Below are 24,273 nucleotides of genomic sequence, written 5' to 3' on the forward strand. Positions count from 1 at the left end.
TAACCTTTCCTCCTGACTGAAAGTGCTTTACAACCCGAAGGCCTTCTTCACACACGCGGCATGGCTGCATCAGGCTTGCGCCCATTGTGCAATATTCCCCACTGCTGCCTCCCGTAGGAGTCTGGGCCGTGTCTCAGTCCCAGTGTGGCTGATCATCCTCTCAAACCAGCTAGGGATCGTCGCCTTGGTGAGCCATTACCTCACCAACTAGCTAATCCCACTTGGGCCAATCTAAAGGCGAGAGCCGAAGCCCCCTTTGGTCCGTAGACATTATGCGGTATTAGCAGTCGTTTCCAACTGTTGTCCCCCACCTCAAGGCATGTTCCCAAGCATTACTCACCCGTCCGCCGCTCGTCAGCAAAGTAGCAAGCTACTCTCTGTTACCGCTCGACTTGCATGTGTTAGGCCTGCCGCCAGCGTTCAATCTGAGCCATGATCAAACTCTTCAATTAAAAAGTTTTATGTCTTTCGACAGCTCAATGAATTCTGAATTTTTTAATATCTTTCGATATTGAATTGACTGTGCCGAATAATTACCGAAATAACTATTCTGTTGGTCACTCAGTTTTCAATTGAGACTCTAATTTGTTTGCCTCGCTACCTAAGTAGTTTGGCTGTTAGAACTCAATCTGTACGAGTGCCCACACAGATGATTGCTTTATATTGTTAAAGAACGTTTTGAGTCGCTTAAGCGTCTCAAGGGATGCGAATAATACACCCTTTATTTTTCGAGTCAACACTTTGTTTTAAACTTTCTTTTTAAAAGATTTAAAGCCGAAGTTTTATTTAACTCTCTGAGTAGTTCGTGCCTTGCTATGCTTCGGCGTTTCCCGTCTCAGTGGGGTCGCATTATAGGGAGATTCGAGCGGGGGTCAATGTTTTATTTCAGCTTTTTGACAATTAAATGAATTTAGTATGAAAGCTATACAAATAAAGGGCTACAGGATACTTTTAGTTTAAAAAACACGCACAACATATGTATCTATTGATGAGGTATTAGTAAGGTTTAAACTAAGCTGTATGTTAAACAAACAACACACAGCTTTGTTTTAAATTAAAGGTTTATTTAGATGCTATTTCCCATACGGCAATGGAGCCTGATATTTCATTTCCAACGATTAAGAGTGGGTTTCCTGTAGCACTCTGCTCTGCTGGAACGAATTCCATTCCTTCAGGCGCTAAATCGCCTGTAATATTAGCGTCTTTAATTAAGCCTCTATTATAGAAGTAGTCTTCAAACTGCACATTATATGGATTGGTAATATCATAAACCATAATCCCACCCATACGCTCAAGCCCTATAAAAGCAAATGTACGATCGTCAATTTTACCAATAGTCAGCGCTTCTGGCTCTGCGCCTTTATCATCTGAGCGTGAGTCACCTTTGTTTTCATCTTCATTGTTGTTAAATGCTTCACCATGAACCGATGCAGTAATACGACCTATATCATCGCCTGAATCAAACACCACCAGCCCATTGCTGTCCCAAATGGTAAACGAACGTGCACCATAAGCATAAAGCGATTCGTATTGACCATCATTATTAGTATCGCCTTTTATTGTTGTTACTTTTAAGCGACCAATATCGTTATCGTCGTTATTTAAGTAATCAAAATTAGCTGCAAGCGTTAAGTCTTCAACGCGGCTTTCATCTATATAAGCTAAGCAGCCGTCGTCTTTATCGTAATCAAGTCCGCCCTTTGCTATACAGTCTGCTTCATCCGTTGTATCAAAAAAGTATTCTCTTGCGTCACCTTCGTTGGCAGTGACTATAAAGTTAGCGCCTTTCCAACTAAAGCTTGAGGTAGTATCGGGCTGGTACATACCATAGAGCCCTGGGTATGATTTAAAATTAACGCCGCCATCTTTATCTGAGGCATCAAGTTGTAAGCTTGACCAATCTTTAAAGCCTAAGCCCTTTAGCTCAAGGCTGTTGTCTTGTAGGTTAACTATTGCAAGTGCATTGTTTTCTTGAATAGATACATAAGCGTATTTGTTATCTTTAGAAATGCTAACGTACTCGGGCTCTAAATCCATAGCTACTGTGGTATTTATCAGATTACCGTTAATAGTACGACCATTGGGGTTTGCAAAAACGACCCCTTGCGCTTCTAGTTCGGTTTGTTTGTTGTTATAGGCTTTAAAATAAATATTTAGTGCTGTATCGGCTATTACATTATTTGTTATATCGATAATACTAATAGAACCTTCAGGATCTACGCTGTAGTCGCCACTTGGTTCACCTTCGTTAGCAACCACTGCCTTTGCGCCATCATGGGTGAACGTCACCATGTCTGGTAAAAATCCGACTGTAACATTTTTAATAAATACAGGTGAGTCGCCGCTTATATCGTAAAAAGCAATTTGACCTGCATCACCCGTGCTTTTAGCAGCCATTGCGACCGCTAGTAAATTATTATTTTCATCAATAGCAATGCTGTTTGCATCGCCTTGGGTATGCTCGTTTAAAGACAACGTAATAACGGACGTTAAATTTGTGGCGCTGATAACCCCTTCGTTATCTTTAACAAGTGCGGCAGTATCAAAGGTGTCGGCGGGTAAAATATTAATAACAGAGTCATCGCCTGAACTGTTAATAGCGTAAATCCATTTTTTAGATGCTTGGTAAGCAACTATTTCAGCGGCACCTTCTGGACTTTGTGCATTTAATACTCCTCTTCCTACGAGGCTGATATTTAATACTGAATTAGCATTTACACCATTTATCCCATTAATGCCATTTGCGCCTTGTTCTCCCTGTAATCCTTGAGAGCCGTTTTGGCCATCGTCACCATCAAGTGAGCAACCAGTAAGAACAGATATAAGTGACAGCGCAATAATTGATTTTTTAAACATGTGATTTTCCTTAGTATTGTATTTGCTAAATATCAACACACAGGCATGACAAGATTATGGCAGTTTTAATACAGCCTCTTAGCCTAAGTAATTAGCTTATACGCTAGCGGAGTAATTAAAATTAAAGCGGCCGTATAACCAAGCATTTTTACAGTCGGGGAATAATCTCGTTTAATTGCAACCCCTAGCAAAGGTCTAAGTACATCAATACGTGTAATACCCCATGTAATAACGCCGCAAAAAGACCAAGTCCCTGTAATAATGATGAATGGTTCAGCAACAGGCCCTAAACTTAAAGGCAGTAGTAAAAAACACAAAATAATCAAAATGCTTTGATGCAATAAATAAAAGGGAAACACCCATACATTGAGCTGTTTTAAATAGTAAGTATTAAAATTTAAAAATCGGTGAGCGAGCGCAAGTACAAAAAATACACCTACAACACGTTGAATATTGTAGCTAGCGCTTAAAATAAAATGAGGAAGATTAAACACCTTCTGATAACTTAATATTATAAGTACAAACAAAACCGCAAAACTCAAAGCTAGTAATACTAATTTTTTATTTAAGCAGTTCCAAAAGTAAGTGTTTTTAGCAAATATGTATCCTGCGAGTAGCAGTATTAAGCCGTTAGTCTCTCTAATTGAATCGCCAGTTAAGTAATAGCTTGTAAATAGTGTGGCAATAGTGAGCAAGGTAATTAAAAACCCAAATGACACCCCCCCTTAACAAATGTTTTTAAAGGCGCAATAAAGGGCAAGCGTGCAAAAAGAGTTAAAACAATAATGATCTGCATAAATTGCCACAACGAGCGCAAATACCACAAGTGATTTACATCCACATTCGGCCATACTCCAGACTGATAATTATCAAAAAGCGTATTGTTAGTGTCTATAAAAGCTAAATAGAATTGCCAATAACTAATATCAATAACACCTTGCTGCGACATTTCTGCAAACAGCTGTAAAGGCACTATTAACCATAAACCCACCAGCAAGGGTAATAGTAAAAAAATAGAGCGGTATAAAGTGAAATGTAACCAAGACTTAAAGCCACTTATTTTATCAATCATAAAACGCAGTGCTACACCCGATATAAACCAAATGAGCAACATACGCCAAGGTGAAAACACCAACATTAAATATTCAACATACTGTGATGTGTAATTACTTTTAAAATGAAATCCCCAGTTTTCGCTATACAACATGCCAATGTGATAAAAAATTAGCGACGCAAATGCGATTACCCTAAGCCAATCAAGATAATATTTACGCGAATTAACTAATGAAGGTTGTTGTGTTTGAGTGCTCATGCTTTTATTACTTTATGAATTTTATGCGTTATTCATACCTAAAGATCTCGCTAAAACTATCTACAAGTGCTTATATTACAAGCAATAGTGATAAAAGGTGGTATACAGGGATAAGCGTGCCACGTCAGCAATAAGCATACATTTATGAACCTACAGCACTTTCAACGTTTTCAAAGCATTTACGCATCAGTATTACTGTGTGCTTACGTATTAATTAATAATACAGTAAACGCTACAACCCAAATAATGGAAGCCCAAAGAGAAGGGGCTTTAACTTTTTTAATGTGGGAGCCATTTGTTTGGGAGTATTCAAGTGCCTTGAGTACTTTGCTTATATTCCCTATTTTAATTTGGTTTTTAAGACACTTATCTTTTAATTGGCAAAATATTACGGCCTCATTAGGTATGTACTTTGCTGCTTCTATTATATTTAGCGTGTTACACGTTGGTATTATGGTAGGGGTTCGTAAATTCATATATTTGTTGAATGATGGGTCTTACAACTTTGGACTTAGCTGGTTTGAGCTTATTTATGAATACCAGAAAGACGCTATAAGCTTTGTGTTTTTCATCGTACTTATCAAAGTATATCAATATGTGGTGCAGCAGTTACTAGGTGAAGCTTCTTCAATTGAAGAAAGTGAGCAGCAAACAACATCGACCATAAACCGCCTATTAGTTAAAAAGCTCGGAAAAGAATTCATTATAAAAATAGAGGATGTTGATTGGCTTGAATCGTCGGGTAATTATGTAAACCTACATATAGCCTCACGTATATATCCGTTAAGGGCAACGCTTACAGCATTAAGTAAACAACTTGAAGTGCAGGGGTTTTGTGGAATTCACCGCAGCCATGGCGTAAAACTCGATAAAGTGGAGTCTATTACACCACTATCCAGTGGCGACAGTGAAATAAAATTAACTACAGGTAAAGTACTAAACCTATCTAGACGCTATAAAGAGCAATTTAAACTTCAACTAAAATAAAAAAGGCTACCTAAGTAGCCTCTAATTGTTATTTTTTAACTGGGCGTTTCCAACCCGTTAAATTACGCTGTTTAGAGCGTGCTATTGCTAATTGGTCATCTTCAACGGTACTGGTGATCACAGAGCCTGCACCAATTGTTGCAGTTGCACCTATATTTACTGGGGCAACAAGTGATGAATTAGAGCCAATAAAAGCATTATCGCCAATAATAGTTTTTGATTTATTAACACCATCGTAGTTGCAGGTAATAGTACCTGCGCCAATATTCACTTTTTCGCCAATTTCAGCATCACCTAAGTAACTTAAGTGGTTGGCTTTTGAGCCTTTGCCTAAACGGGTTTTTTTCATCTCAACAAAGTTACCAATGTGTGAGTCTTCTTCCATAACAGCGCCAGGGCGAAGGCGAGCATAAGGGCCCAGCGTACATTTAGCAGCTACGCTTGCATCTTCAATTAAGGTATTCGCCTTTATTACCACGTTATCGCCTATGGTACAGTTTTTAAGTACACAGTTAGGGCCTATTTGTACATTGTTACCAAGGGTTACATTACCTTCAAAGATAACGTTTATATCAACTAATACGTCTTCGCCTGTTTTAACATTTCCGCGAACATCAATACGAGCAGGGTCGGCCAGTGTTGCGCCATTTAACATTAACTCTTCTGCTTGCCATGCTTGGTAAGCGCGTTCTAAGCCTGCAAGTTGTACACGGTTATTTGCGCCTTCAACTTCCATTGCATGATCTGGTTGCGCTGAAGCGATCTCTACGCCTTCACTGTGAGCCATTGCAACGATATCTGTTAAGTAGTACTCGCCTTGTGCATTATTGTTAGATAAGTTACCTAACCATGTTTTTAATAGCTTACCGTTCACAGCCATAATGCCTGTATTTACTTCGTTAATAAGTAACTGCTCTGAGCTTGCATCTTTTTGCTCAACAATACCGACTAACTTACCACCAACACGAAGCATGCGACCATAGCCATTTGGGTTTACCAAATTTACCGTTAATACCGCTAAACCATTTTTAGGTGTTGCAGCTAATAAACGCTCTAGAGTTGATTGTTTTGTTAGCGGTACATCGCCGTATAAAATCAATACTGTGTCTTCATCGTTAATATGAGAGTTGGCTTGCGCTACTGCGTGGCCAGTACCGAGTTGCTCTGCTTGAAGTACCCAATTTACATCGTTATCGGCAAGTTGCTGTTGTAATAGTTCGCCGCCGTGTCCGTAAACTAAGTTTGTAGTCGTTGCACCTAATGCCATCGCATTATCAATAACGTGCTGTACCATTGGTTTACCTGCAACATTGTGCAAAACTTTAGGTAGAGCAGAACGCATACGAGTACCTTTACCCGCAGCAAGAATAACAGTTGTTAAAGCCATTAAAACAATTTCCTTTTTCCGTTGTTTTAGCTAAATAAGTATTATGTTTGTGCAGAAGATTACGTAAATCACTTCTTGTGCAGATACTCAGTAGGTTAGTTTATTCGTACTGAATCTTGACTGAAAAACACACTTAATTGGATGACGTTATTGTAGCGAGGATTGGTGAAGGATATAAGTGATAAAGCACAGATAATAGTCTGATAGACCTGTTATTTAACAATTATAAATAAGCGATACACCATGTTTAAATTACAGACACAAAAAAGCCCACATAAAGTGGGCTTTTCAAAACCGGATAGGCTTACTTGTGACGTAATTGCTGAATTACGCGTAACTGAGCAACTGCTTCTGCCAGTCGCGTAGCCGCTTGTTGATAATCAAACTCAACAGCTGACGAATTCGCCATATGTTCTTCAGCTTCACGTTTAGCTTTTTGTACAGAATCTTCATCTAAATCTTCACCACGAACCGCAGTATCTGCAAGAATCGTGATGTGATTTGGTTGAACTTCTAATGTACCGCCAGCAACATATAACACATCTTCGTGACCATATTGCTTAACTAAACGTACCATACCAGGTTTAAGGGCAGTTAGTAGTGGAGCATGACCTAGGTTTACACCCAGCTCGCCTTCACTACCAGATACTTGAATCGATTCAACAAGACCAGAGAACAAGCTCTGCTCTGCGCTTACTACGTCAAGATGTACAGTCATAGCTGTCATACTACCCTCCTAGTTACATGCCTTTGGCTTTTTCTTGAGCTTCTTCGATAGAGCCAACCATGTAAAACGCTTGCTCTGGAAGCTCATCAAACTCGCCGTTTAAAATGCCTTTGAAGCCAGCAATTGTATCTTTCAGTGATACGTATTTACCTGACGCGCCTGTAAACACCTCTGCCACGAAGAATGGCTGAGATAGGAAACGTTGGATTTTACGTGCACGAGATACAAGTTGCTTATCTTCGTCAGAAAGCTCGTCCATACCTAGGATTGCAATGATGTCTTTAAGTTCTTTGTAACGCTGAAGAACTGTTTGAACGCCACGTGCTGTATCGTAGTGCTCTTGACCAATTACTTGTGGGTCAAGTTGACGTGAAGATGAATCAAGTGGGTCTACCGCTGGGTAAATACCAAGTGATGCGATATCACGTGAAAGTACTACTGTTGCGTCTAAGTGAGCAAAGGTAGTTGCTGGAGATGGATCCGTTAAATCATCCGCAGGTACGTATACCGCTTGGATTGATGTAATTGAACCAGTCTTAGTTGAAGCGATACGCTCTTGAAGCACACCCATTTCTTCAGCAAGTGTAGGCTGGTAACCTACCGCTGATGGCATACGACCAAGAAGTGCAGATACTTCTGTACCAGCAAGTGTATAACGGTAGATATTATCTACGAAGAAAAGCACATCGCGACCTTCATCACGGAACTTTTCAGCCATAGTAAGGCCTGTTAACGCTACGCGTAAACGGTTACCTGGAGGCTCGTTCATCTGACCGTATACAAGCGATACTTTATCAAGTACGTTTGAATCGTTCATCTCATGGTAGAAATCGTTACCCTCACGTGTACGCTCACCAACACCTGCGAATACTGAGTAGCCGCTGTGCTCGATTGCGATGTTACGGATAAGTTCCATCATGTTTACAGTTTTACCAACACCGGCACCACCGAATAAACCAACTTTACCACCTTTAGCAAACGGACATACAAGGTCGATAACCTTGATACCAGTTTCTAAAAGCTCAACTGAACTTGATTGCTCTTCGTATGAAGGCGCTGCACGGTGAATAGACATACGGTCTTCTTCGCCGATTGGACCCGCTTCATCGATTGGCTCACCAAGTACGTTCATGATACGACCAAGTGTTGCTTTACCAACTGGAACTTGAATCGATTCACCTGTATTCATAACTAAAGCACTACGACGTAAACCATCAGTAGTACCCATAGCGATAGTACGCACTACACCGCCACCTAGCTGTTGTTGAACTTCTAAAGTCAAACCAGCTAAATCGCCATCTGTTACTCTTAGTGCGTGGTATACCGCTGGCACGCTATCTTGTGGAAATTCAATATCCACAACGGCGCCGATAATTTGGACGACCTTACCTAAACTCATGTCTATTCCTCTCGTTAATCTTTACCCGAAGCATTAAACTGCTGCTGAGCCAGAACAAATCTCACTAATTTCTTGTGTGATTGCTGCTTGGCGAGCCTTGTTATAAACAAGCTGTAGCTCGTCCATAAGGTCACCTGCGTTATCAGTTGCAGCTTTCATTGCAACCATACGAGCAGCCTGTTCTGAGGCAGCATTTTCTACCACACCTTGGTATGCTTGAGACTCAATAAAGCGTACTAACAAAGACTCTAAAATAGCCTCTGGGTTTGGCTCGTATAAGTAATCCCATGTGTGAGCAGATACTTCTTCTTCAGCTTTTGGCAAAGGGAGTAACTGATCTATAATTGGCTCTTGCTTCATGGTATTAACGAATTTGTTATATACCAAGAATAAACGGTCTATTTTGCCTTCAGAAAATGCATCAAGCATAATTTTTACAGGACCAATAACGTCTTGTACTGAAGGTTTATCTCCTAGGCCCGCTTTTTTAGCGAGTAGTTGACCACCAAAACGTTGAAAGAAGCCTGCTGCCTTACTACCTAAAGTAGCAAATTCAGCATCAACACCTTTCTCTTTCCACGCTTTAACATCAAGTGCAACTTTCTTAAACTCGTTTGAGTTTAAACCGCCACACAGACCACGGTCTGTAGAGATAACAATATAACCAACTCGTTTCACTTCACGTTCTTTTAAGAACGGGTGAGTAAAATCAAGATTTGCTTGAGCAACACGACCAATTACTTCACGTAATTTATTAGCGTATGGACGGCTTGAAGCAACGCGTTCTTGCGCCCTTTTCATTTTAGACGCAGCAACCATTTCCATTGCGCTAGTGATCTTTTGAGTATTTTTAATACTCCCGATCTTGCTTTTAATCTCTTTTCCGCTGGCCATGACTCTCTCTCCGAATCAAGGTGTGCTTTAGTTTCCTAAAGCGCACCATTAATAACTAAATTACCAAGTTTGCGTAGACTTGAACTTCGTAAGAAGTTCTTTAAGCTGCGCTTCGATCTCGGCATTCAAGTTACCAGTTTCATTGATTTGAGCCACAAGCTCTGCGTATGTGCTAGTTGCATACGAAAGTAAAGCTGCTTCAAAGTCACCGATTTTCGCGATTTCGATGTCTTGAAGGAAGCCTTTTTCAGCAGCAAATAACGACAAAGACATTTCAGCAACAGACATTGGCGCGTACTGTTTCTGCTTCATTAGCTCTGTTACACGCTCACCATGCTCAAGTTGAGCACGAGTAGCATCATCAAGGTCAGACGCGAACTGCGAGAACGCAGCTAATTCACGGTACTGAGCTAGGGCTAGACGGATACCGCCACCTAGTTTCTTAACGATTTTAGTTTGTGCAGCACCACCAACACGCGATACCGAGATACCAGCATTTACTGCCGGACGGATACCTGAGTTGAATAAGTCAGTTTCTAAGAAGATCTGACCATCGGTGATAGAGATAACGTTAGTCGGTACGAACGCAGAAACGTCGCCGCCTTGAGTTTCAATGATTGGCAATGCCGTCAATGAACCAGTTTTACCTTTCACTTCACCATTAGTGAACTTTTCAACGTAATCTGCGTTTACACGCGATGCACGCTCTAAAAGACGAGAGTGAAGGTAGAATACGTCACCTGGGTATGCTTCACGGCCTGGTGGACGCTTAAGTAGTAATGAAATTTGACGGTAAGCAACTGCTTGCTTAGACAAATCATCATATACGATTAATGCGTTTTCACCACGGTCACGGAAGTATTCACCCATAGTACAGCCCGCGAACGGTGCTAAGTACTGAAGTGCCGCAGATTCAGAAGCAGATGCAACAACTACGATAGTATTTGCTAGTGCACCATGCTCTTCTAATTTACGAACTACGTTTGCAATAGTAGATGCTTTTTGACCAATCGCAACGTACACACACTTAACGCCTGTGTCTTTTTGATTGATGATTGCATCGATTGCTAGTGCAGTTTTACCTGTTTGACGGTCACCGATGATAAGTTCACGTTGACCACGACCAACTGGAATCATCGCATCGATAGATTTATAACCAGTTTGAACTGGCTCATCTACTGATTTACGCTCGATTACACCTGGTGCAATTTTTTCTACAGGTTCAAACCCGTCGTTATCTAAAGCGCCTTTACCATCGATCGGAGCACCTAGTGTGTTTACAACACGACCAAGTAGACCAGGACCAACAGGAACTTCTAAAATACGACCAGTTGTATATACTTTTACGCCTTCAGTAAGGTCAGCGTACGGACCCATTACTACTGCACCAATTGAGTCGCGCTCAAGGTTTAGTGCGATAGCATAACGGCTGCCAGGAAGCTCAATCATTTCACCTTGCATACAGTCAGCAAGACCGTGGATGCGGATGATACCGTCAGTAACAGATACAATAGTACCTTCGTTACGAGCTTCACTTACAACTTCGAACTTCTCAATACGTTGTTTGATCAGATCTGAAATTTCAGTGGAATTAAGTTGCATGCTCTTTTTCCCAATTACGATTGTAGTGTTGTAGCTAAGCGGCTTAATTTACCGCGAATAGTACCGTCGATTACAGTGTCGCCAGACCTAATAATAAGTCCACCAACCACTGACGCGTCTTCACTACAATTCAGCTTAACTTTGCGTGCGAAACGTTTTTCAAGTGCCGCTACCAATGACTCTTGTTGCGCAGCAACAAGAGGAGTTGCAGAAATCACATCTACTTCGATTTCTTTATCGTATTCTGCTTTAAATTCAGCAAATAACTCAGCAACGTCAGGTAGAGCTGTCAAACGTCCATTTTCAGCCATCACCTTAACTAGGTTCTGACCTTGTTCGTTGAGCTGCTCAGCACAAAGTTGAATAAATAATTCAGCTTGTGCAGTAGCTGTAGGCATACCTGCTAAAGCAGATGATGCTTGTTCATTGCTGGCTACGTGGCCTGCAAAGAACAACATATCATTCCAGCTTTCTAGAGTGCCTTTCTCAACGGCAAGTTCAAAAGCCGCTTTAGCGTATGGGCGAGCGATAGTAGTCAAATTAGACATGCTCATACCCTCCTAATTACAGCTCAGCGACAAGTTTTTCAACGATGTCACTATGTGCGGCTTGATTAATTTCACGCTCTAAAATACGTTCTGCACCAATCACTGCCAGAGTTGCTACTTGCTTACGTAGCTCTTCTGTTATGCGATTACGTTCAGACTCAACTTCAGAGTGCCCTTGAGCAATGATACTTTCACGCTCTTGCTGACCACGAAGTGTTTCTTCGTCAACAATTAGCACTGCACGCTTTTTAGCTTGATCAATGATATCAGCCGCTTGAGCTTTTGCATCTTTAAGCTGTTCAGCAGCTTTCTTTTGCGCAAGTTCTAAGTCTTTTTCGGCTCTATCAGAGGCAGCTAAACCATCTTCGATTTTTTTCTGGCGAGCTTCAATTGCACCGTTTAGTGGTGGCCATACGTATTTCATACAAAATAATACGAACACCGTAAACGCAATCAATTCACCGATAAGAGTGGCGTTTAAATTCACAACCGCTCCTCCTTAAATAGTAAGCTGTTCAAAAAATAAAATTAAAGTACGAACAACAATACCATAGCGATACCAACACCAATCATTGCTACAGCATCGATTAGACCAGCAAGAATAAACATCTTAACTTGTAGCGAAGGTGCAAGCTCAGGTTGACGCGCACATGCTTCAAGGAATTTACCGCCCATGTTACCAAAACCAATTGCAGTGCCGATTGCACCAAAACCGATTAGTAAAGCTACTGCGATGTATTTTAAGCCGTTTAATAATTCTAAAGCTTCCATTTATTTCTCCAAAGTTTCAATTGTAAAGTTAAAAGTAAAAGTAAAATTGTAAATATAAAATTAGTGATTATCTGAGCTTGCCATACTTAGGTATACGATTGTTAGCATCATAAATACGAATGCTTGCAATACAATTACTAAGATGTGGAATACAGCCCAAACAAAATGCAATGGTAATTGCATAAATCCGATAGCGCCGATCAAGATGAAAATCAATTCACCTGCATATAAGTTACCAAACAAACGTAGCGCTAATGAAAACGGTTTAGAAACCAGCGCAATCAGTTCAAGTAATAAGTTAAACGGGATTAAAAGGATTTGTAGTGCAGTATTATTTGAACTAAACGGGTGAAGTGTTAGTTCTTTAATAAAACCACCGATGCCTTTTATTTTAATTGAGTAGCCTATCATTAAAATAAATACACCCAGCGCTAGCGCTGCAGTCATATTAATGTCTGTCGTTGGTACAATTTTCATGTACACATCGTGTGAATCCATACCAAACGCAGTCTCACCAACAAAACCAGCTAATGCAGGTAAAAAGTCAACCGGTATTAAATCCATTAAGTTCATTAAAAATATCCAAACGAATATTGTTAATGCTAATGGTGCAATAAGCTTGCTTTTACCATGGAAAGTATCACGTACGTTGTCACCAACAAACTCTACTACCATTTCAATGAAACATTGAAATTTTCCAGGTACACCTAGTGTTGATTTTTTAGCGGCACTACGAAAGATCCATAAAAATATAAGACCTAAACCGATAGACCATGCGAGGGTATCTATATGCCATGTCCAGAAACCACTATCCGTACATGCTTTATTGAAGGCGAGACCTGTATCGGTCGAACACATCTTAGCATTGGTCAAATGGTGCTGGATATGGCCAGATAGAGTAACTTCTTCTGCTGCCATGTTATATCCCAAAGTTAATGTTTAAAAAAAACGGGTGCGAACAATCCAGTAAAGAGCGCCAGTATATAAGTACTAAAAAAGGGTAATAAAATTACCGGAAAATGCTTCAGTACTAGCGCAAACAATACAATTGTTAGCATAAATTTTAATCCGTTGCCGCGTTTCAACGAGGCATACGCTTGATTTGCTCGACTTGCACCCATATGTCTGAATGCATAAAGACCAAATACAAAGTGCGGAAGTACTGCGACAACTCCACCAGCGAGTGATGAAAGCGCGGCATTGACTCCCGAACTAAAACAAATAATTACAGCAGCAACTAATGCTACAACACCCTGAAGGCAAATTAACTTTAATACGGCAAGTCGATATGGACTCGCTAACTTATCAGTCACGTTTAGTTAACCTTTATTGCGTTCTAATTGTTAGGGTGTGAAAACTGGCGAAATTATACTTAATCCTGCCAGTTTTGCAACTTGAGTAGACGCTTTGTAACACGAAATAGCTACAAATGTCCCTTTTTAGACATGTAGAAAACTAATGGTGGGTATTGTCTTGATTAATGCGATTTAAAATGCCGTCAAGTTCGTCCAAATTAGTATAAGAAATAACAAGCTTACCTTTGCCTTTTTTGTTGTAATTTATTTCTACTTTGGCACCTAGGTTTTCAGCGAGTTGTTGCTCTAACTGTTTAACATCTGGATCTTTTTCAGCTATTTCTTTAGCTGGCACTGGTTCTAAAATTGAACGAACTAACTTTTCGGTTTCACGAACAGTTAGTGCTTTAGCGACAGCTAAACGAGCAGCATCTGATTGTGCTTCTCCCTCAAGGGCTAATAAACAACGAGCGTGCCCCATTTCAATGTCGCCATGCTCTAACAGAATTTTTACATCACTGTTTAAATTATTTAAACGAAGTAAGTTAGTTACTGTAGTACGTGATTTGCCAACCGCATCTGCTACTTGTTGATGTGTTAGTTCAAACTCATTAAGTAAGCGATTTAACGCAACCGCTTCTTCCATAGCATTTAAGTCTTCACGTTGAATATTTTCTATTAGCGCAATAGCAACTGCAGCTTCATCTGGTACGTCTTTAATAATACAAGGTACTGTTTCAAGCTTAGCTATTTGCGCTGCACGCCAACGACGCTCTCCGGCGATAATTTCAAAACTATTTTGTGCAATAGGGCGCACGACTATAGGTTGAATAATACCTTGTGAGCGAATAGAACTAGCAAGCTCTTCTAGTGCCTCTTCGGACATGTCTTTACGAGGTTGATATTTACCAGAGTGTAAAAACTCGATTGGGAGTTTTTGTAATTCACTGTTATTTGGCCCAGCCGCATTTTTTACAGCTTCAGTCACGTTTGATGTGTCTTGTTCCTTGCTTGCGCTCGGTGTAGGCTTTGACGAACTTAAAAGTGCATCGAGTCCTCGGCCTAAACCTCGTTTTTTAGCAGACATGTTATTTTTTTACCTCAAAGTTAGGCGACAACGGACGCTGTTTTTTCTTTTCTACGTAACATTTCACCAGCGAGTGCTAAATATGCTTTAGCGCCACTTGATGCCCGGTCATAATACATAGCAGGTGTACCAAAACTAGGTGCCTCTGCTAAACGAACATTACGCGGGATCACCGTACGGTATACTTTGTCGCCAAAATGTTGTTTTAATTGTTCTGATACGTCATTCGCTAAACGGTTACGCGGATCGTACATAGTACGAAGTATGCCTTCAATTTGTAAGCTAGGGTTTACTAACTTAGCAAGCTGCGTAATCGTATCCATTAATGCGGTTAACCCTTCAAGTGCATAATACTCACACTGCATAGGCACTAAAATAGAATCAGCTGCGGCCATTGCGTTAACAGTTAACATATTTAAAGAGGGTGGACAGTCGATAAAAATAAATTCGTACTGATCCTGAATTTTTTCAAGTGCGTTACGTAAACGCACTTCACGGGCAAATAATTCCATAAGTTTAACTTCTGCAGCGGTTACATCACCGTTTGCAGCAATCATATGGTATTCGCCAGACGTTTCTTTGATAATAACGTCTTCTATAGGTTTATCTTCAATGAGTAAGTCGTAAATAGTTGGTACGTCGCCGTACTTATCTACGCCACTTCCCATAGTCGCATTGCCTTGCGGATCGAGATCAATTAACAGCACTTTACGTTTCGTTGCAGCCATAGACGCAGCGAGGTTTACAGCGGTTGTAGTTTTACCCACTCCACCTTTTTGATTTGCTAATGCGATGACTTTTGCCACAGTGTCTCTGATCCCTAGTCTTTAGAAAGAATAATTAAATGTCGTTGTGCATCTAACTTAGGTACTTCTAATGCAATTTTTTGCTCAAACTTAACGCCAGTAGGTAATGACTCTAGCTCTTCACTAGGGAACACACCTTTAAGCGCTATAAATTTACCCGAATGATCAATTAAGTGCGAACACCAGTCAACCATATCTTGTAATGAAGCAAATGCACGACTGAGTACGCCATCTAATTTAACACTTGGCTGATATTCTTCAACTCTTGACTGAACAGGTGTTACGTTATCAAGGCCAAGCTCATGTTTAACATGCATTAAAAAGCGAACGCGTTTACCTAGACTATCTAGTAACACAAATTGTGTGTTAGGTAATGCAATCGCTAATACAATGCCCGGAAGGCCAGGCCCTGTGCCAACATCAATATAATGATGACCGGGTAAGTGAGGTGCAACAACTAAACTATCCATAATATGCTTAATCATCATTTCTTCAGGTAAGCGTACCGAAGTTAAATTATAAGCTTTATTCCACTTATCTAATAACTCGACGTAACGAACTAGCTGTTGCTGTTGTTTTTGTGTTAGCGCAATATCAGTTTGCGCTAACAATGTAGTTAATTGTTGCTGTAACACTATGTACCCTTATCGTTACGCAGATTTGCGTAATAAGCCTTGCTTCTTCAGATACACTAATAATAGCGAAATCGCCGCTGGGGTGATACCAGAAATACGCGATGCTTGGCCAATAGTGTCTGGACGTGACTCAATAAGCTTAGCAACAACCTCATTTGATAAACCTGATACAGTTTTGTAATCAAACTCTTTTGGTAAAATTGTTTGCTCATGACGAAGCTGCTTATTGATCTCATCTTGTTGACGCGCAATATAGCCTGCGTACTTAGTATGGATCTCAACTTGTTCAAGTGCTGCTACGTTTGTAAATTCAGATCCTAAACCGTCAATAGCCATAAGATCGTTATAACGAATCTCTGGACGACGAAGTAATTCTTCTAAACTTGCTTCACGAGTTAATGGTGTTTTTAGTAATGCATTTACTTGATCAACAACAACGTGATCTTTATGAATCCACGTATCTTTAATGCGTTGCTTCTCTTTTTCGATTACTTCCATTTTTTCGTTAAATGCCTGCCAACGTTCGTCATTAACTAAACCCAGCTCACGGCCTTTTTCAGTTAAGCGAATATCTGCATTATCTTCACGAAGTAGTAAACGGTATTCGGCACGGCTAGTAAACATGCGGTACGGTTCTTTCGTACCCAGTGTTGCTAAGTCGTCGATTAATACACCCACGTAAGCTTCATCGCGACGTGGTGTCCAAGAATCTTTACCTTGCACTTTTAACGCAGCATTCATACCAGCAATTAAGCCTTGTGCACCCGCTTCTTCATAACCGGTAGTGCCGTTAATTTGACCCGCGAAAAATAAGCCTTCGATAAATTTTGTTTCTAAAGACTGTTTTAAATCGCGTGGATCAAAGTAGTCATATTCTATTGCATAGCCTGGTCGACAAATATGTGCATTTTCAAAACCAGAAATAGATTGCACAATCTCAAGTTGTACATCAAACGGTAAACTAGTAGAAATACCATTTGGATATAATTCGTATGATGTTAAGCCTTCAGGTTCAACAAATATTTGGTGCTTATCTTTATCCGCAAAACGTACAATTTTATCTTCAATTGATGGGCAGTAGCGTGGACCAATACCTTCAATAACACCTGAGTACATAGGTGAGCGATGTAGGTTTTTACGAATAACATCATGTGTTTTTTCGTTTGTGTAAGTGATGTAACACGGTATTTGTTGTGGGTGATCTGATTGTTTACCCATAAATGAAAATACAGGTGTTGGCATATCACCAGGCTGTGCTTCCATTTTTGTAAAATCAACAGTACGTGCATCAATACGTGGCGGAGTACCTGTTTTTAAGCGATCTACTCTAAAAGGGTGTTCGCGTAAACGTTCAGCCAATGCAATTGATGGTGGATCACCAGCACGACCACCTTTGTAATTTTCTAAACCAATGTGTATTTGGCCACCTAAAAAAGTACCCACGGTTAAAACAACACTTGGAGCACTAAAACGTAAACCCATTTGAGTTACTACGCCAGTAACACGATCGTTTTCAACAATAAGATCATCACATGATTGTTGAAAAATCTTAAGGTTATCTTGGTTTTGTAATGTTGTTTGAATAGCTGCTTTGTACAAAGCGCGATCTGCTTGTGCTCGAGTTGCACGAACAGCAGGTCCTTTTGAAGAGTTTAGTGTGCGAAATTGGATCCCGCCTTTGTCAATGGCCTGTGCCATTGCACCGCCAAGCGCATCAATTTCTTTTACCAAATGACCTTTGCCAATCCCACCAATAGCTGGGTTACAAGACATTTGACCAAGGGTATCCATATTGTGAGTCAGTAGCAGGGTATTCATCCCCATACGGGCAGCTGCTAATGCGGCTTCAGTGCCAGCATGTCCACCACCTACTACGATAACGTCAAAATTTTCGTGAAAAATCATTAATGGGATCCTACTTAAATCAAACCGGTAAACTTCAAAAGGGAGCGTATTCTACCTAGAAATTGGCAGAAGATAAATGATTAAACAAAGAGCAAGATCTAAGTATGTGATCTCTAATAATATAAAGGATCTTTTAAAGAGATCTTTTATTACTATTACTACTACTGATCAGCTTTTCTGTTGATAAGGTTTAGATCTTCATTTAAAACATGAAATTAGATCAGATCTAAAGGTGTTAATATGATCGGATCATCCAGCAAATAAGCTCTGATCAAAAAGGCACCTTATGCACAGGGCTGAATCAGTTGGATCTTATCCCATGGATAAGCATGCTTTAAAAAGCAGTTTATTCAATCTTTATCCACAAAATCTATTAAATTATTAGTAAATTGTGGGTAACTTTATATATAACTTTTTACTTGATCTATCTATTTTAAGCCTGTTTTGGTTATCCAAGAGTCTAACCATGCTAATGCTGTGTCTTCTGGTAGTGCTTCATCGAGAATATTAAGCTCTAAGCGTTCTGCTACTTTTATAGCGCCTTTTTGAGATAATAAGGCATCTATATTACGTCCAGCTTGGTTATAAGTGTCATAACTGGTATCACCTAAAGCTATTACTGAGTATTTTAATTCTGATAAATCATTAACTTGAGTCACATCTTCAACAAAGCTAATAAAGTTTTCAGGATAATCACCTGCACCATAAGTAGATGTGCAAATTAACCAAATGGTATTTTGCTGATCAATATCGCTAAATTCAGGTTGATCATGTAGTTGTGTAGTAATACCAAGGTTATTAAGCGCGTCGCTTAGTTGCTCTGCAACATACTCGGCTGATCCCATTTGGCTGCCAACAATAAGATTTACTGAACTCATGAATATTAGTGATCACATTGGTTTTAATTGCTGCCTATGATAACTGAGTGTGAGTAACAGTAAAGTTAAGAGTGCTTTTTTGTATAACTATTTTTGTGCTAATTTTACTCTTATTTTAAAGCGCCTACTTAAGTTGTTGATATTATAAGGCTTAACAAAATATCTTTAAATGTAATCTTCTGATCAAGTTGTTGATAACAGTGGGGAAAGCTCTGTTTAAACACACCTTTTAGGTTGTTTAATAATCGCTAAGTTATTGATATTACTATTTAGTGAGAGACTTAATTGTAAATCTAGGCATAAAAAGCACAAGGTGATCATAATGTGGATATAAAGGTTGTTGATAACCTTAAATTTAGATCGAAAATAATTTTATTAAATGATCTAATTGGGCTGATCTAACGAAATTAATTAAAAATAAGCTTATAAACAGATAATTTTTAATAGATCATTAGGTTTTTTCGAGTGTGGTAGCTCAATTTACTATTTATTTGAGCTAAAAATTAGGTTTTGTGGATAAGTGATCTCAATATATTTAATTTAATGCGTATTTATAGCTGCTTTTTTTATGTATTTTGCTGGTGGATTAGTAGATCAAAAGTTTGATGCACTCAAATCTCGAGTCATTTTACTAAAAAGCCGCAGTGATCGTCTGTTCATATGTTGTATAAAGTTGGTTTTTTAGAGTGTTGATCTTCACGTTTTAGCTCTTAAATTGAGCAAATAACATCAGTTTTTATGAGCTAGGTAATTATAAAAAAGCTATTTATAACTAACTTTTGTGTGGAGGATAACGATTTTAAAACGTATTTTTGTTTGAAATATGTATCGGTTTTGACCTTAAAATGGGTGTTACTTGCGCTATTAATACCTTACTTAAAGGCTCTTTTCACTGTCTAATCTACATAATCTAGCTGGTAATAATTATCGCTTTGGGTATGATTTTATTGGCAGAACTGGCTGGGATTGACGGTATAAATACATATTTTATAGTGAATATTTTACATAAAAAAAGAGCACCTAAGTGCTCTTATAATAAACATATATCTGTAATAAGGTGCTTATTTACCAATACAAAATGAGCTAAATATTTTGCCAAGTAAGTCGTCTGAGGTAAATTCACCGGTTATTTCGTTTAAATACTGCTGTGTTAAACGCAGTTCTTCAGCCAATATTTCACCAGCAATGTGCATTTCTAATTGTGTTTTACCTGTTTCTAAATGATACGCAGCACTCTCTAGTGCATCCAAATGACGACGGCGCGCCATAAAGCCACCCTCTGTTGCGCCTTGAAAGCCTATACAGGCTTTTAAATGCTCGCGAACAAGTTCAATACCGTCAGCATTTTTAGCACTTAAGCTGATGACCGGGTATTGTTGCTCTTGCTCCATTCCGACTATATCACCCGATAAATCAGCTTTATTTCTGATGACCGTAACCCCCATACCTTCTGGTAATTTGGCCATAAATTCAGGCCAAATTTTATGCGGGTCAGTATCTATAGTGTCAGTGCCATCAAGCATAAATAAAACGCGATCGGCTTGGTTTATTTCATCCCATGCACGCTCAATGCCTATTTGTTCTACTCTATCTGGGCTCTCTCGTAGGCCTGCGGTATCTATAATATGCAGTGGCATACCATCTATATGTATATGCTCTCGTAGTACGTCACGAGTGGTACCGGCTATTTCTGTTACTATTGCAGCTTCACGACCGGCTAGGGCGTTTAGTAGGCTTGATTTACCGGCATTTGGGCGACCAGCAATAACAACACGCATACCTTCGCGCATGATGCTACCTTGTTTTGCTTGGTTGGTTACGGTATTAAGCTGGGTAATAATGGCGTCTAAGTCGCCTGATACTTTACCGTCTGATAAAAAATCAATTTCTTCATCAGGAAAATCTATTGCCGCTTCTACATACATACGTAAGTGAATTACTTTTTCTACAAGCGTTTCTATGTGTTTAGAAAATTCACCTTGGAGAGACTGTAGGGCGCTTTTGGCAGCTTGTTCGCTTGTAGCATTAATTAAGTCGGCGATGGCCTCTGCTTGTGTTAAATCAAGCTTGTCATTCATAAATGCCCGCTCAGAAAACTCACCAGGCTTTGCTAAACGAACGCCCTCTATTTTACTAATTTCTTTAAGTAGCATATCAAGTACTACAGGACCGCCGTGGCCTTGTAATTCAAGTACGTCTTCACCAGTAAATGAGTTAGGACCTGCAAAGTAAATGGCAATACCTTGGTCAAGTTGCTCGCCAGCTAGGCTTTTAAATGGCACGTAATCGGCGTAACGAACTTTAGGAATTTTACCTACTACTTTTTCGGCGACACTTTTAGCAAGGCTACCTGAAACGCGAATAATACCAACACCACCACGTCCGGGGGCAGTTGCTTGTGCTGCAATTGTATCTTGATTGATCATGCTATTAATTTGCCAACGATGAGTAACTTTATGGCGGTATTGTAACCTATGAAATAAACACTCGCGAATACTCTGGTGAAAAACAGGCAATAAAAAAGGCGACCGAAGTCGCCTTTATATAAGTAGGAGCTTAGTTAGCCTCTTACTTTAATTCCTTTCTTTTCCATGCCACGGTAGATGATTAACATCTGGACAATAGAAATAAGGTTAGACACTAACCAGTAAAGAACTAAACCCGATGGGAACCATAAGAAGAATACAGAGAAGATAACCGGCATAAAGGTCATCATTTTTTGCTGCATTGGATCAGTTACCGTCATAGGCTGAAGTTTTTGCGTCACAAACATACTCGCACCAAATAAGATTGGTAATACGTAGTACGGGTCTTGTGCAGAAAGGTCTGTTAACCAAAAAATAAATTCAGCATGGCGAAGTTCAGTAGACTCTAAGAATACGTAGAACAAGGCTAAGAAAATTGGCATTTGTAGCAAAATAGGGAAACAGCCACCCATTGGGTTAACTTTTTCTTTTTTGTACATTTCCATAGTTGCTTGGCCGAACTTTTGACGGTCGTCACCAAACTTTTCTTTAAGAGCTGCCATTTTAGGCTGTAGCGCACGCATTTTTGCCATTGAAGTGTATTGCGCTTTAGTAAGTGGGTACATTAACGATTTAACGATAATAGTGATGGCAATAATTGCTACACCCCAGTTACCTAAAATGCTATGTAGCCATTTTAGCAATACAAATAAAGGTTGCGAAATAAACCATAACCAACCGTAATCTACAGTTAAGTCTAAGTCTGGGTGAATCGCTTCAAGAATATCTGACTCTTTCGGACCCATATAATAAGTAGCAGTTAGTGTTTGCTCACTACCAGCTTGAATATTTACAGCGGGATCTTTAGCACCAATAATAGCGGCATTACTTTTTGTAATTAAGCTATAAATTGTATTTGTTTGATCCTGCATTGGAACCCAAGCACTTACAAAGTAATGTTGTATAAATGCAACATAACCACCTTGCGTGTTTTTGTTTAGGTTTTTATCAGCCATATCTGAAAAACTATACTTTTCGTATGGTTCTTCGTCAGTACCGTATGCAGCACCTAAATAGTTTTGATCAACCATGCTACCTTTTTCTTGTACGGTACGCTTAATTTGCGTGTATAGCTGTACTTGAAGAGGTGCGCTGGTAGTGTTGTTGATTTTGTATTCTAAGCCTACGTCATACTGACCTTTTTTGAATACGTATGTTTTAGTAAAACTAACACCATTACTATCAGTAAACTGAAGTGGAACGCGAAGCTCATCACCCGTTAAGGTATATGATTTTTGTTCGGTACTATAAGTAGGGCGACCGTTAGCTGATGCGTCAGGGCCATTTAAGCCAATTAAGCCACTTTGTGAAAAGTATTGTTTGTCACTATCAAGCTGACCAAGAAGCATATAAGGTGTTTCACTTCCTTTAGTTTCTTCGTATTGAAGAAGGTCTGTTTCAACAATGTCACCGCCTTTGGTGTCAATTTTAACTTTAAAAACGTCAGTTGTGATTTCAATAACTGAACGTTTAGCTAAAGTTGCTGAAGCGGGTAAACCTGAATCTGACGATGAAGGAATATAATCATCCGACTCTGGTGAATTTGCTTGTAGTGTTTGTGTTGTGGCACTTGGATCGGCTTTAGGCTTGTTGTAATCATTATCCCATTCTTGGAACAATAAAAACGACACTAGCATTAGGCCAATTAATAAAAACGTGCGTTGCGATTCCATAACAGCTCTTATTTCTCGTGTTGGTGGTTAATATGGGTTAATTTTTCAGGTACGGGGTCGTCTCCACCTGAATGTAAAGGATGGCATTTTAATATGCGTTTTAAAGCTAACCAACTACCTTTTATAAATCCATGCAAATTAATTGCTTGAATTGCATAATGTGAGCAGCTTGGATTAAAACGACAATGCGGACCTAACAGCGGGCTAATCCACTTTTGATAACCGCGGATAAATAACACTAAACAAATCTTAGGAAAAGCAACAAGTGGTTTAATTAACCTCATGATGTTTATGCCCCTACTTAAGTTTAGTGAGATAGATATCATGTATTTAAAGACTCAATTAGAAATTTTAAATGCATGATTAAAAGGTGAGCTAAAGATACATTAATTAACCCTGCAATTCTATTGCAATTAGGTTTGTTTATTAGATTTAGCTGATTTGTTTGGGCGTTTCTTAAAAGGTGGCGGTTTAGGTGCACCTGGTTTACAGCGTTCGTTAATTTTTCGCCATAATTTAGTAAGTTGTTTGGTTAATTCTTCATTAGACTGTTCATCAATACCACTTTTCACCATAAGCACAATATCAATATTATCGATGCTGTGTTGATTTAAACGAAAACTTTCGCGAGCGAGACGTTTAATACGGTTTCGTTGGCATGCCTTTTTTACGCGTTTTTTAGCAACAGTAAGACCTAACCGAGGTTTTTCTTGGTCATTTGGTTTAGCTAATAGAGTAAAGAAAGGAGTTGCAGCCCGAGCGGGTTCATTAAATATGCGAGAGTAATGCGAGGGAGTTAACAGACGTAACTCCCTGCCAAAGCTAAAGTCTTCCACTTATAAATTAAGCAGAAAGAACTTTGCGGCCTTTAGCGCGGCGACGTGCTAATACTTTACGGCCATTTACAGTTGCCATGCGAGCACGGAAGCCGTGTGCACGTTTGCGTTTTAAAACGCTAGGTTGAAAAGTTCTTTTCATAACAATCT

24 protein-coding genes and 1 rRNA gene are annotated in these 24,273 nt (G+C 39.5%); 1 reads left to right on the forward strand and 24 read right to left on the reverse strand.

The annotated features are described in order from the left end of the window. The 4 genes from QT16_RS12255 to QT16_RS21030 form a co-directional block, all read right to left on the reverse strand. Positions 1–452 (reverse strand): 16S ribosomal RNA (locus QT16_RS12255); the annotation flags it as partial. 610 nt (positions 453–1,062) lie between these two features. Further along, on the reverse strand, positions 1,063–2,856 hold the full coding sequence (locus QT16_RS12260; RefSeq protein WP_039488564.1) for a choice-of-anchor I family protein: 1,794 nt from the start codon (positions 2,854–2,856) through the stop codon (positions 1,063–1,065). Positions 2,857–2,939: 83 nt separating this feature from the next. Next, positions 2,940–3,575, reverse strand: coding sequence for a hypothetical protein (locus QT16_RS21025; protein ID WP_238719442.1), 636 nt, complete (start codon positions 3,573–3,575; stop codon positions 2,940–2,942). Then, a complete protein-coding gene (locus tag QT16_RS21030; protein WP_238719443.1) occupies positions 3,557–4,168 on the reverse strand; it encodes an acyltransferase family protein in 612 nt (203 codons plus the stop codon). Before QT16_RS21030 ends, QT16_RS21025 begins: the two co-directional genes overlap by 19 nt. A gap of 144 nt (positions 4,169–4,312) precedes the next feature. Here QT16_RS21030 and QT16_RS12270 point away from each other — a divergent pair, with 144 nt between their 5' ends. Further along, the gene (locus tag QT16_RS12270) at positions 4,313–5,155 is read left to right on the forward strand and encodes a LytR/AlgR family response regulator transcription factor (RefSeq protein ID WP_039488565.1); all 843 of its coding nucleotides are present in this window, start codon (positions 4,313–4,315) and stop codon (positions 5,153–5,155) included. Positions 5,156–5,183: 28 nt separating this feature from the next. On the opposite strand, the gene glmU is transcribed toward QT16_RS12270, so the two are convergent. The 20 genes from glmU to rpmH form a co-directional block, all read right to left on the reverse strand. Continuing rightward, positions 5,184–6,542 carry a bifunctional UDP-N-acetylglucosamine diphosphorylase/glucosamine-1-phosphate N-acetyltransferase GlmU gene (gene glmU, locus QT16_RS12275; RefSeq protein ID WP_039488566.1) on the reverse strand — a complete coding sequence of 453 codons (1,359 nt, stop codon included), beginning with the start codon at positions 6,540–6,542 and terminating at the stop codon, positions 5,184–5,186. A 304-nt stretch (positions 6,543–6,846) separates the two neighbouring features. Further along, positions 6,847–7,269, reverse strand: coding sequence for a F0F1 ATP synthase subunit epsilon (locus QT16_RS12280; protein ID WP_004335277.1), 423 nt, complete (start codon positions 7,267–7,269; stop codon positions 6,847–6,849). A gap of 13 nt (positions 7,270–7,282) precedes the next feature. Further along, the gene (gene atpD, locus QT16_RS12285; protein WP_004335274.1) at positions 7,283–8,668 is read right to left on the reverse strand and encodes a F0F1 ATP synthase subunit beta; all 1,386 of its coding nucleotides are present in this window, start codon (positions 8,666–8,668) and stop codon (positions 7,283–7,285) included. Between the two features lie 33 nt (positions 8,669–8,701). Further along, positions 8,702–9,562 carry a F0F1 ATP synthase subunit gamma gene (atpG, locus tag QT16_RS12290; protein ID WP_024597176.1) on the reverse strand — a complete coding sequence of 287 codons (861 nt, stop codon included), beginning with the start codon at positions 9,560–9,562 and terminating at the stop codon, positions 8,702–8,704. A gap of 60 nt (positions 9,563–9,622) precedes the next feature. Further along, positions 9,623–11,164 (reverse strand): F0F1 ATP synthase subunit alpha, encoded by a 1,542-nt coding sequence (gene atpA / locus QT16_RS12295; protein ID WP_004335270.1) that lies wholly within the window; start codon positions 11,162–11,164, stop codon positions 9,623–9,625. 14 nt (positions 11,165–11,178) lie between these two features. Beyond that, entirely contained in the window at positions 11,179–11,712 is a 534-nt protein-coding gene (atpH, locus tag QT16_RS12300) for a F0F1 ATP synthase subunit delta (RefSeq protein WP_004335267.1), read from the reverse strand. Between the two features lie 16 nt (positions 11,713–11,728). After that, a complete protein-coding gene (atpF, locus tag QT16_RS12305) occupies positions 11,729–12,199 on the reverse strand; it encodes a F0F1 ATP synthase subunit B (RefSeq protein WP_004335264.1) in 471 nt (156 codons plus the stop codon). Between the two features lie 41 nt (positions 12,200–12,240). After that, complete coding sequence (gene atpE, locus QT16_RS12310; protein WP_008112128.1) at positions 12,241–12,483, reverse strand: F0F1 ATP synthase subunit C; 243 nt, start codon at positions 12,481–12,483, stop codon at positions 12,241–12,243. Positions 12,484–12,543: 60 nt separating this feature from the next. Beyond that, complete coding sequence (gene atpB / locus QT16_RS12315; protein ID WP_024597178.1) at positions 12,544–13,401, reverse strand: F0F1 ATP synthase subunit A; 858 nt, start codon at positions 13,399–13,401, stop codon at positions 12,544–12,546. 14 nt (positions 13,402–13,415) lie between these two features. Further along, the gene (locus QT16_RS12320; RefSeq protein WP_004335240.1) at positions 13,416–13,796 is read right to left on the reverse strand and encodes an ATP synthase subunit I; all 381 of its coding nucleotides are present in this window, start codon (positions 13,794–13,796) and stop codon (positions 13,416–13,418) included. A 142-nt stretch (positions 13,797–13,938) separates the two neighbouring features. Continuing rightward, a complete protein-coding gene (locus tag QT16_RS12325) occupies positions 13,939–14,865 on the reverse strand; it encodes a ParB/RepB/Spo0J family partition protein (RefSeq protein ID WP_039488567.1) in 927 nt (308 codons plus the stop codon). Positions 14,866–14,885: 20 nt separating this feature from the next. Beyond that, complete coding sequence (locus QT16_RS12330) at positions 14,886–15,671, reverse strand: ParA family protein (protein ID WP_004335235.1); 786 nt, start codon at positions 15,669–15,671, stop codon at positions 14,886–14,888. Between the two features lie 14 nt (positions 15,672–15,685). Further along, positions 15,686–16,306, reverse strand: a complete 621-nt coding sequence (gene rsmG / locus QT16_RS12335; RefSeq protein ID WP_039488568.1) for a 16S rRNA (guanine(527)-N(7))-methyltransferase RsmG — start codon at positions 16,304–16,306, stop codon at positions 15,686–15,688. Positions 16,307–16,321: 15 nt separating this feature from the next. Beyond that, the gene (gene mnmG, locus QT16_RS12340) at positions 16,322–18,211 is read right to left on the reverse strand and encodes a tRNA uridine-5-carboxymethylaminomethyl(34) synthesis enzyme MnmG (protein ID WP_004335230.1); all 1,890 of its coding nucleotides are present in this window, start codon (positions 18,209–18,211) and stop codon (positions 16,322–16,324) included. Positions 18,212–18,639: 428 nt separating this feature from the next. Beyond that, on the reverse strand, positions 18,640–19,089 hold the full coding sequence (mioC, locus tag QT16_RS12345; RefSeq protein ID WP_039488569.1) for an FMN-binding protein MioC: 450 nt from the start codon (positions 19,087–19,089) through the stop codon (positions 18,640–18,642). Positions 19,090–20,150: 1,061 nt separating this feature from the next. Then, entirely contained in the window at positions 20,151–21,515 is a 1,365-nt protein-coding gene (mnmE, locus tag QT16_RS12350; protein ID WP_007584209.1) for a tRNA uridine-5-carboxymethylaminomethyl(34) synthesis GTPase MnmE, read from the reverse strand. Positions 21,516–21,649: 134 nt separating this feature from the next. Beyond that, entirely contained in the window at positions 21,650–23,287 is a 1,638-nt protein-coding gene (gene yidC, locus QT16_RS12355; RefSeq protein ID WP_039488570.1) for a membrane protein insertase YidC, read from the reverse strand. A gap of 8 nt (positions 23,288–23,295) precedes the next feature. Continuing rightward, positions 23,296–23,571, reverse strand: coding sequence for a membrane protein insertion efficiency factor YidD (yidD, locus tag QT16_RS12360; protein ID WP_004335219.1), 276 nt, complete (start codon positions 23,569–23,571; stop codon positions 23,296–23,298). A gap of 129 nt (positions 23,572–23,700) precedes the next feature. Next, entirely contained in the window at positions 23,701–24,123 is a 423-nt protein-coding gene (gene rnpA / locus QT16_RS12365; protein WP_004335217.1) for a ribonuclease P protein component, read from the reverse strand. A gap of 7 nt (positions 24,124–24,130) precedes the next feature. Further along, positions 24,131–24,265: a 50S ribosomal protein L34 gene (rpmH, locus tag QT16_RS12370; protein WP_004335215.1), complete on the reverse strand. Its 135-nt coding sequence runs from the start codon at positions 24,263–24,265 to the stop codon at positions 24,131–24,133. Positions 24,266–24,273 lie beyond the last annotated feature (8 nt).

Source organism: Pseudoalteromonas distincta (assembly GCF_000814675.1).
Classification (GTDB): domain Bacteria; phylum Pseudomonadota; class Gammaproteobacteria; order Enterobacterales; family Alteromonadaceae; genus Pseudoalteromonas; species Pseudoalteromonas distincta.

What these genes read in the sequence shown, in the direction of transcription:
- atpD (WP_004335274.1), bottom strand. Translation starts at nt 8,668, where the DNA reads ATGAGTTTAGGTAAGGTCGTCCAAATTATCGGCGCCGTTGTGGATATT.
- rpmH (WP_004335215.1), bottom strand. Translation starts at nt 24,265, where the DNA reads ATGAAAAGAACTTTTCAACCTAGCGTTTTAAAACGCAAACGTGCACAC.
- atpA (WP_004335270.1), bottom strand. Translation starts at nt 11,164, where the DNA reads ATGCAACTTAATTCCACTGAAATTTCAGATCTGATCAAACAACGTATT.
- QT16_RS21030 (WP_238719443.1), bottom strand. Translation starts at nt 4,168, where the DNA reads ATGAGCACTCAAACACAACAACCTTCATTAGTTAATTCGCGTAAATAT.
- mnmE (WP_007584209.1), bottom strand. Translation starts at nt 21,515, where the DNA reads ATGATCAATCAAGATACAATTGCAGCACAAGCAACTGCCCCCGGACGT.
- QT16_RS12260 (WP_039488564.1), bottom strand. Translation starts at nt 2,856, where the DNA reads ATGTTTAAAAAATCAATTATTGCGCTGTCACTTATATCTGTTCTTACT.
- yidD (WP_004335219.1), bottom strand. Translation starts at nt 23,571, where the DNA reads ATGAGGTTAATTAAACCACTTGTTGCTTTTCCTAAGATTTGTTTAGTG.
- QT16_RS12270 (WP_039488565.1), top strand. Translation starts at nt 4,313, where the DNA reads ATGAACCTACAGCACTTTCAACGTTTTCAAAGCATTTACGCATCAGTA.
- atpG (WP_024597176.1), bottom strand. Translation starts at nt 9,562, where the DNA reads ATGGCCAGCGGAAAAGAGATTAAAAGCAAGATCGGGAGTATTAAAAAT.
- QT16_RS12280 (WP_004335277.1), bottom strand. Translation starts at nt 7,269, where the DNA reads ATGACAGCTATGACTGTACATCTTGACGTAGTAAGCGCAGAGCAGAGC.
- atpH (WP_004335267.1), bottom strand. Translation starts at nt 11,712, where the DNA reads ATGTCTAATTTGACTACTATCGCTCGCCCATACGCTAAAGCGGCTTTT.
- atpB (WP_024597178.1), bottom strand. Translation starts at nt 13,401, where the DNA reads ATGGCAGCAGAAGAAGTTACTCTATCTGGCCATATCCAGCACCATTTG.
- yidC (WP_039488570.1), bottom strand. Translation starts at nt 23,287, where the DNA reads ATGGAATCGCAACGCACGTTTTTATTAATTGGCCTAATGCTAGTGTCG.
- atpE (WP_008112128.1), bottom strand. Translation starts at nt 12,483, where the DNA reads ATGGAAGCTTTAGAATTATTAAACGGCTTAAAATACATCGCAGTAGCT.
- QT16_RS12325 (WP_039488567.1), bottom strand. Translation starts at nt 14,865, where the DNA reads ATGTCTGCTAAAAAACGAGGTTTAGGCCGAGGACTCGATGCACTTTTA.
- mioC (WP_039488569.1), bottom strand. Translation starts at nt 19,089, where the DNA reads ATGAGTTCAGTAAATCTTATTGTTGGCAGCCAAATGGGATCAGCCGAG.
- glmU (WP_039488566.1), bottom strand. Translation starts at nt 6,542, where the DNA reads ATGGCTTTAACAACTGTTATTCTTGCTGCGGGTAAAGGTACTCGTATG.
- mnmG (WP_004335230.1), bottom strand. Translation starts at nt 18,211, where the DNA reads ATGATTTTTCACGAAAATTTTGACGTTATCGTAGTAGGTGGTGGACAT.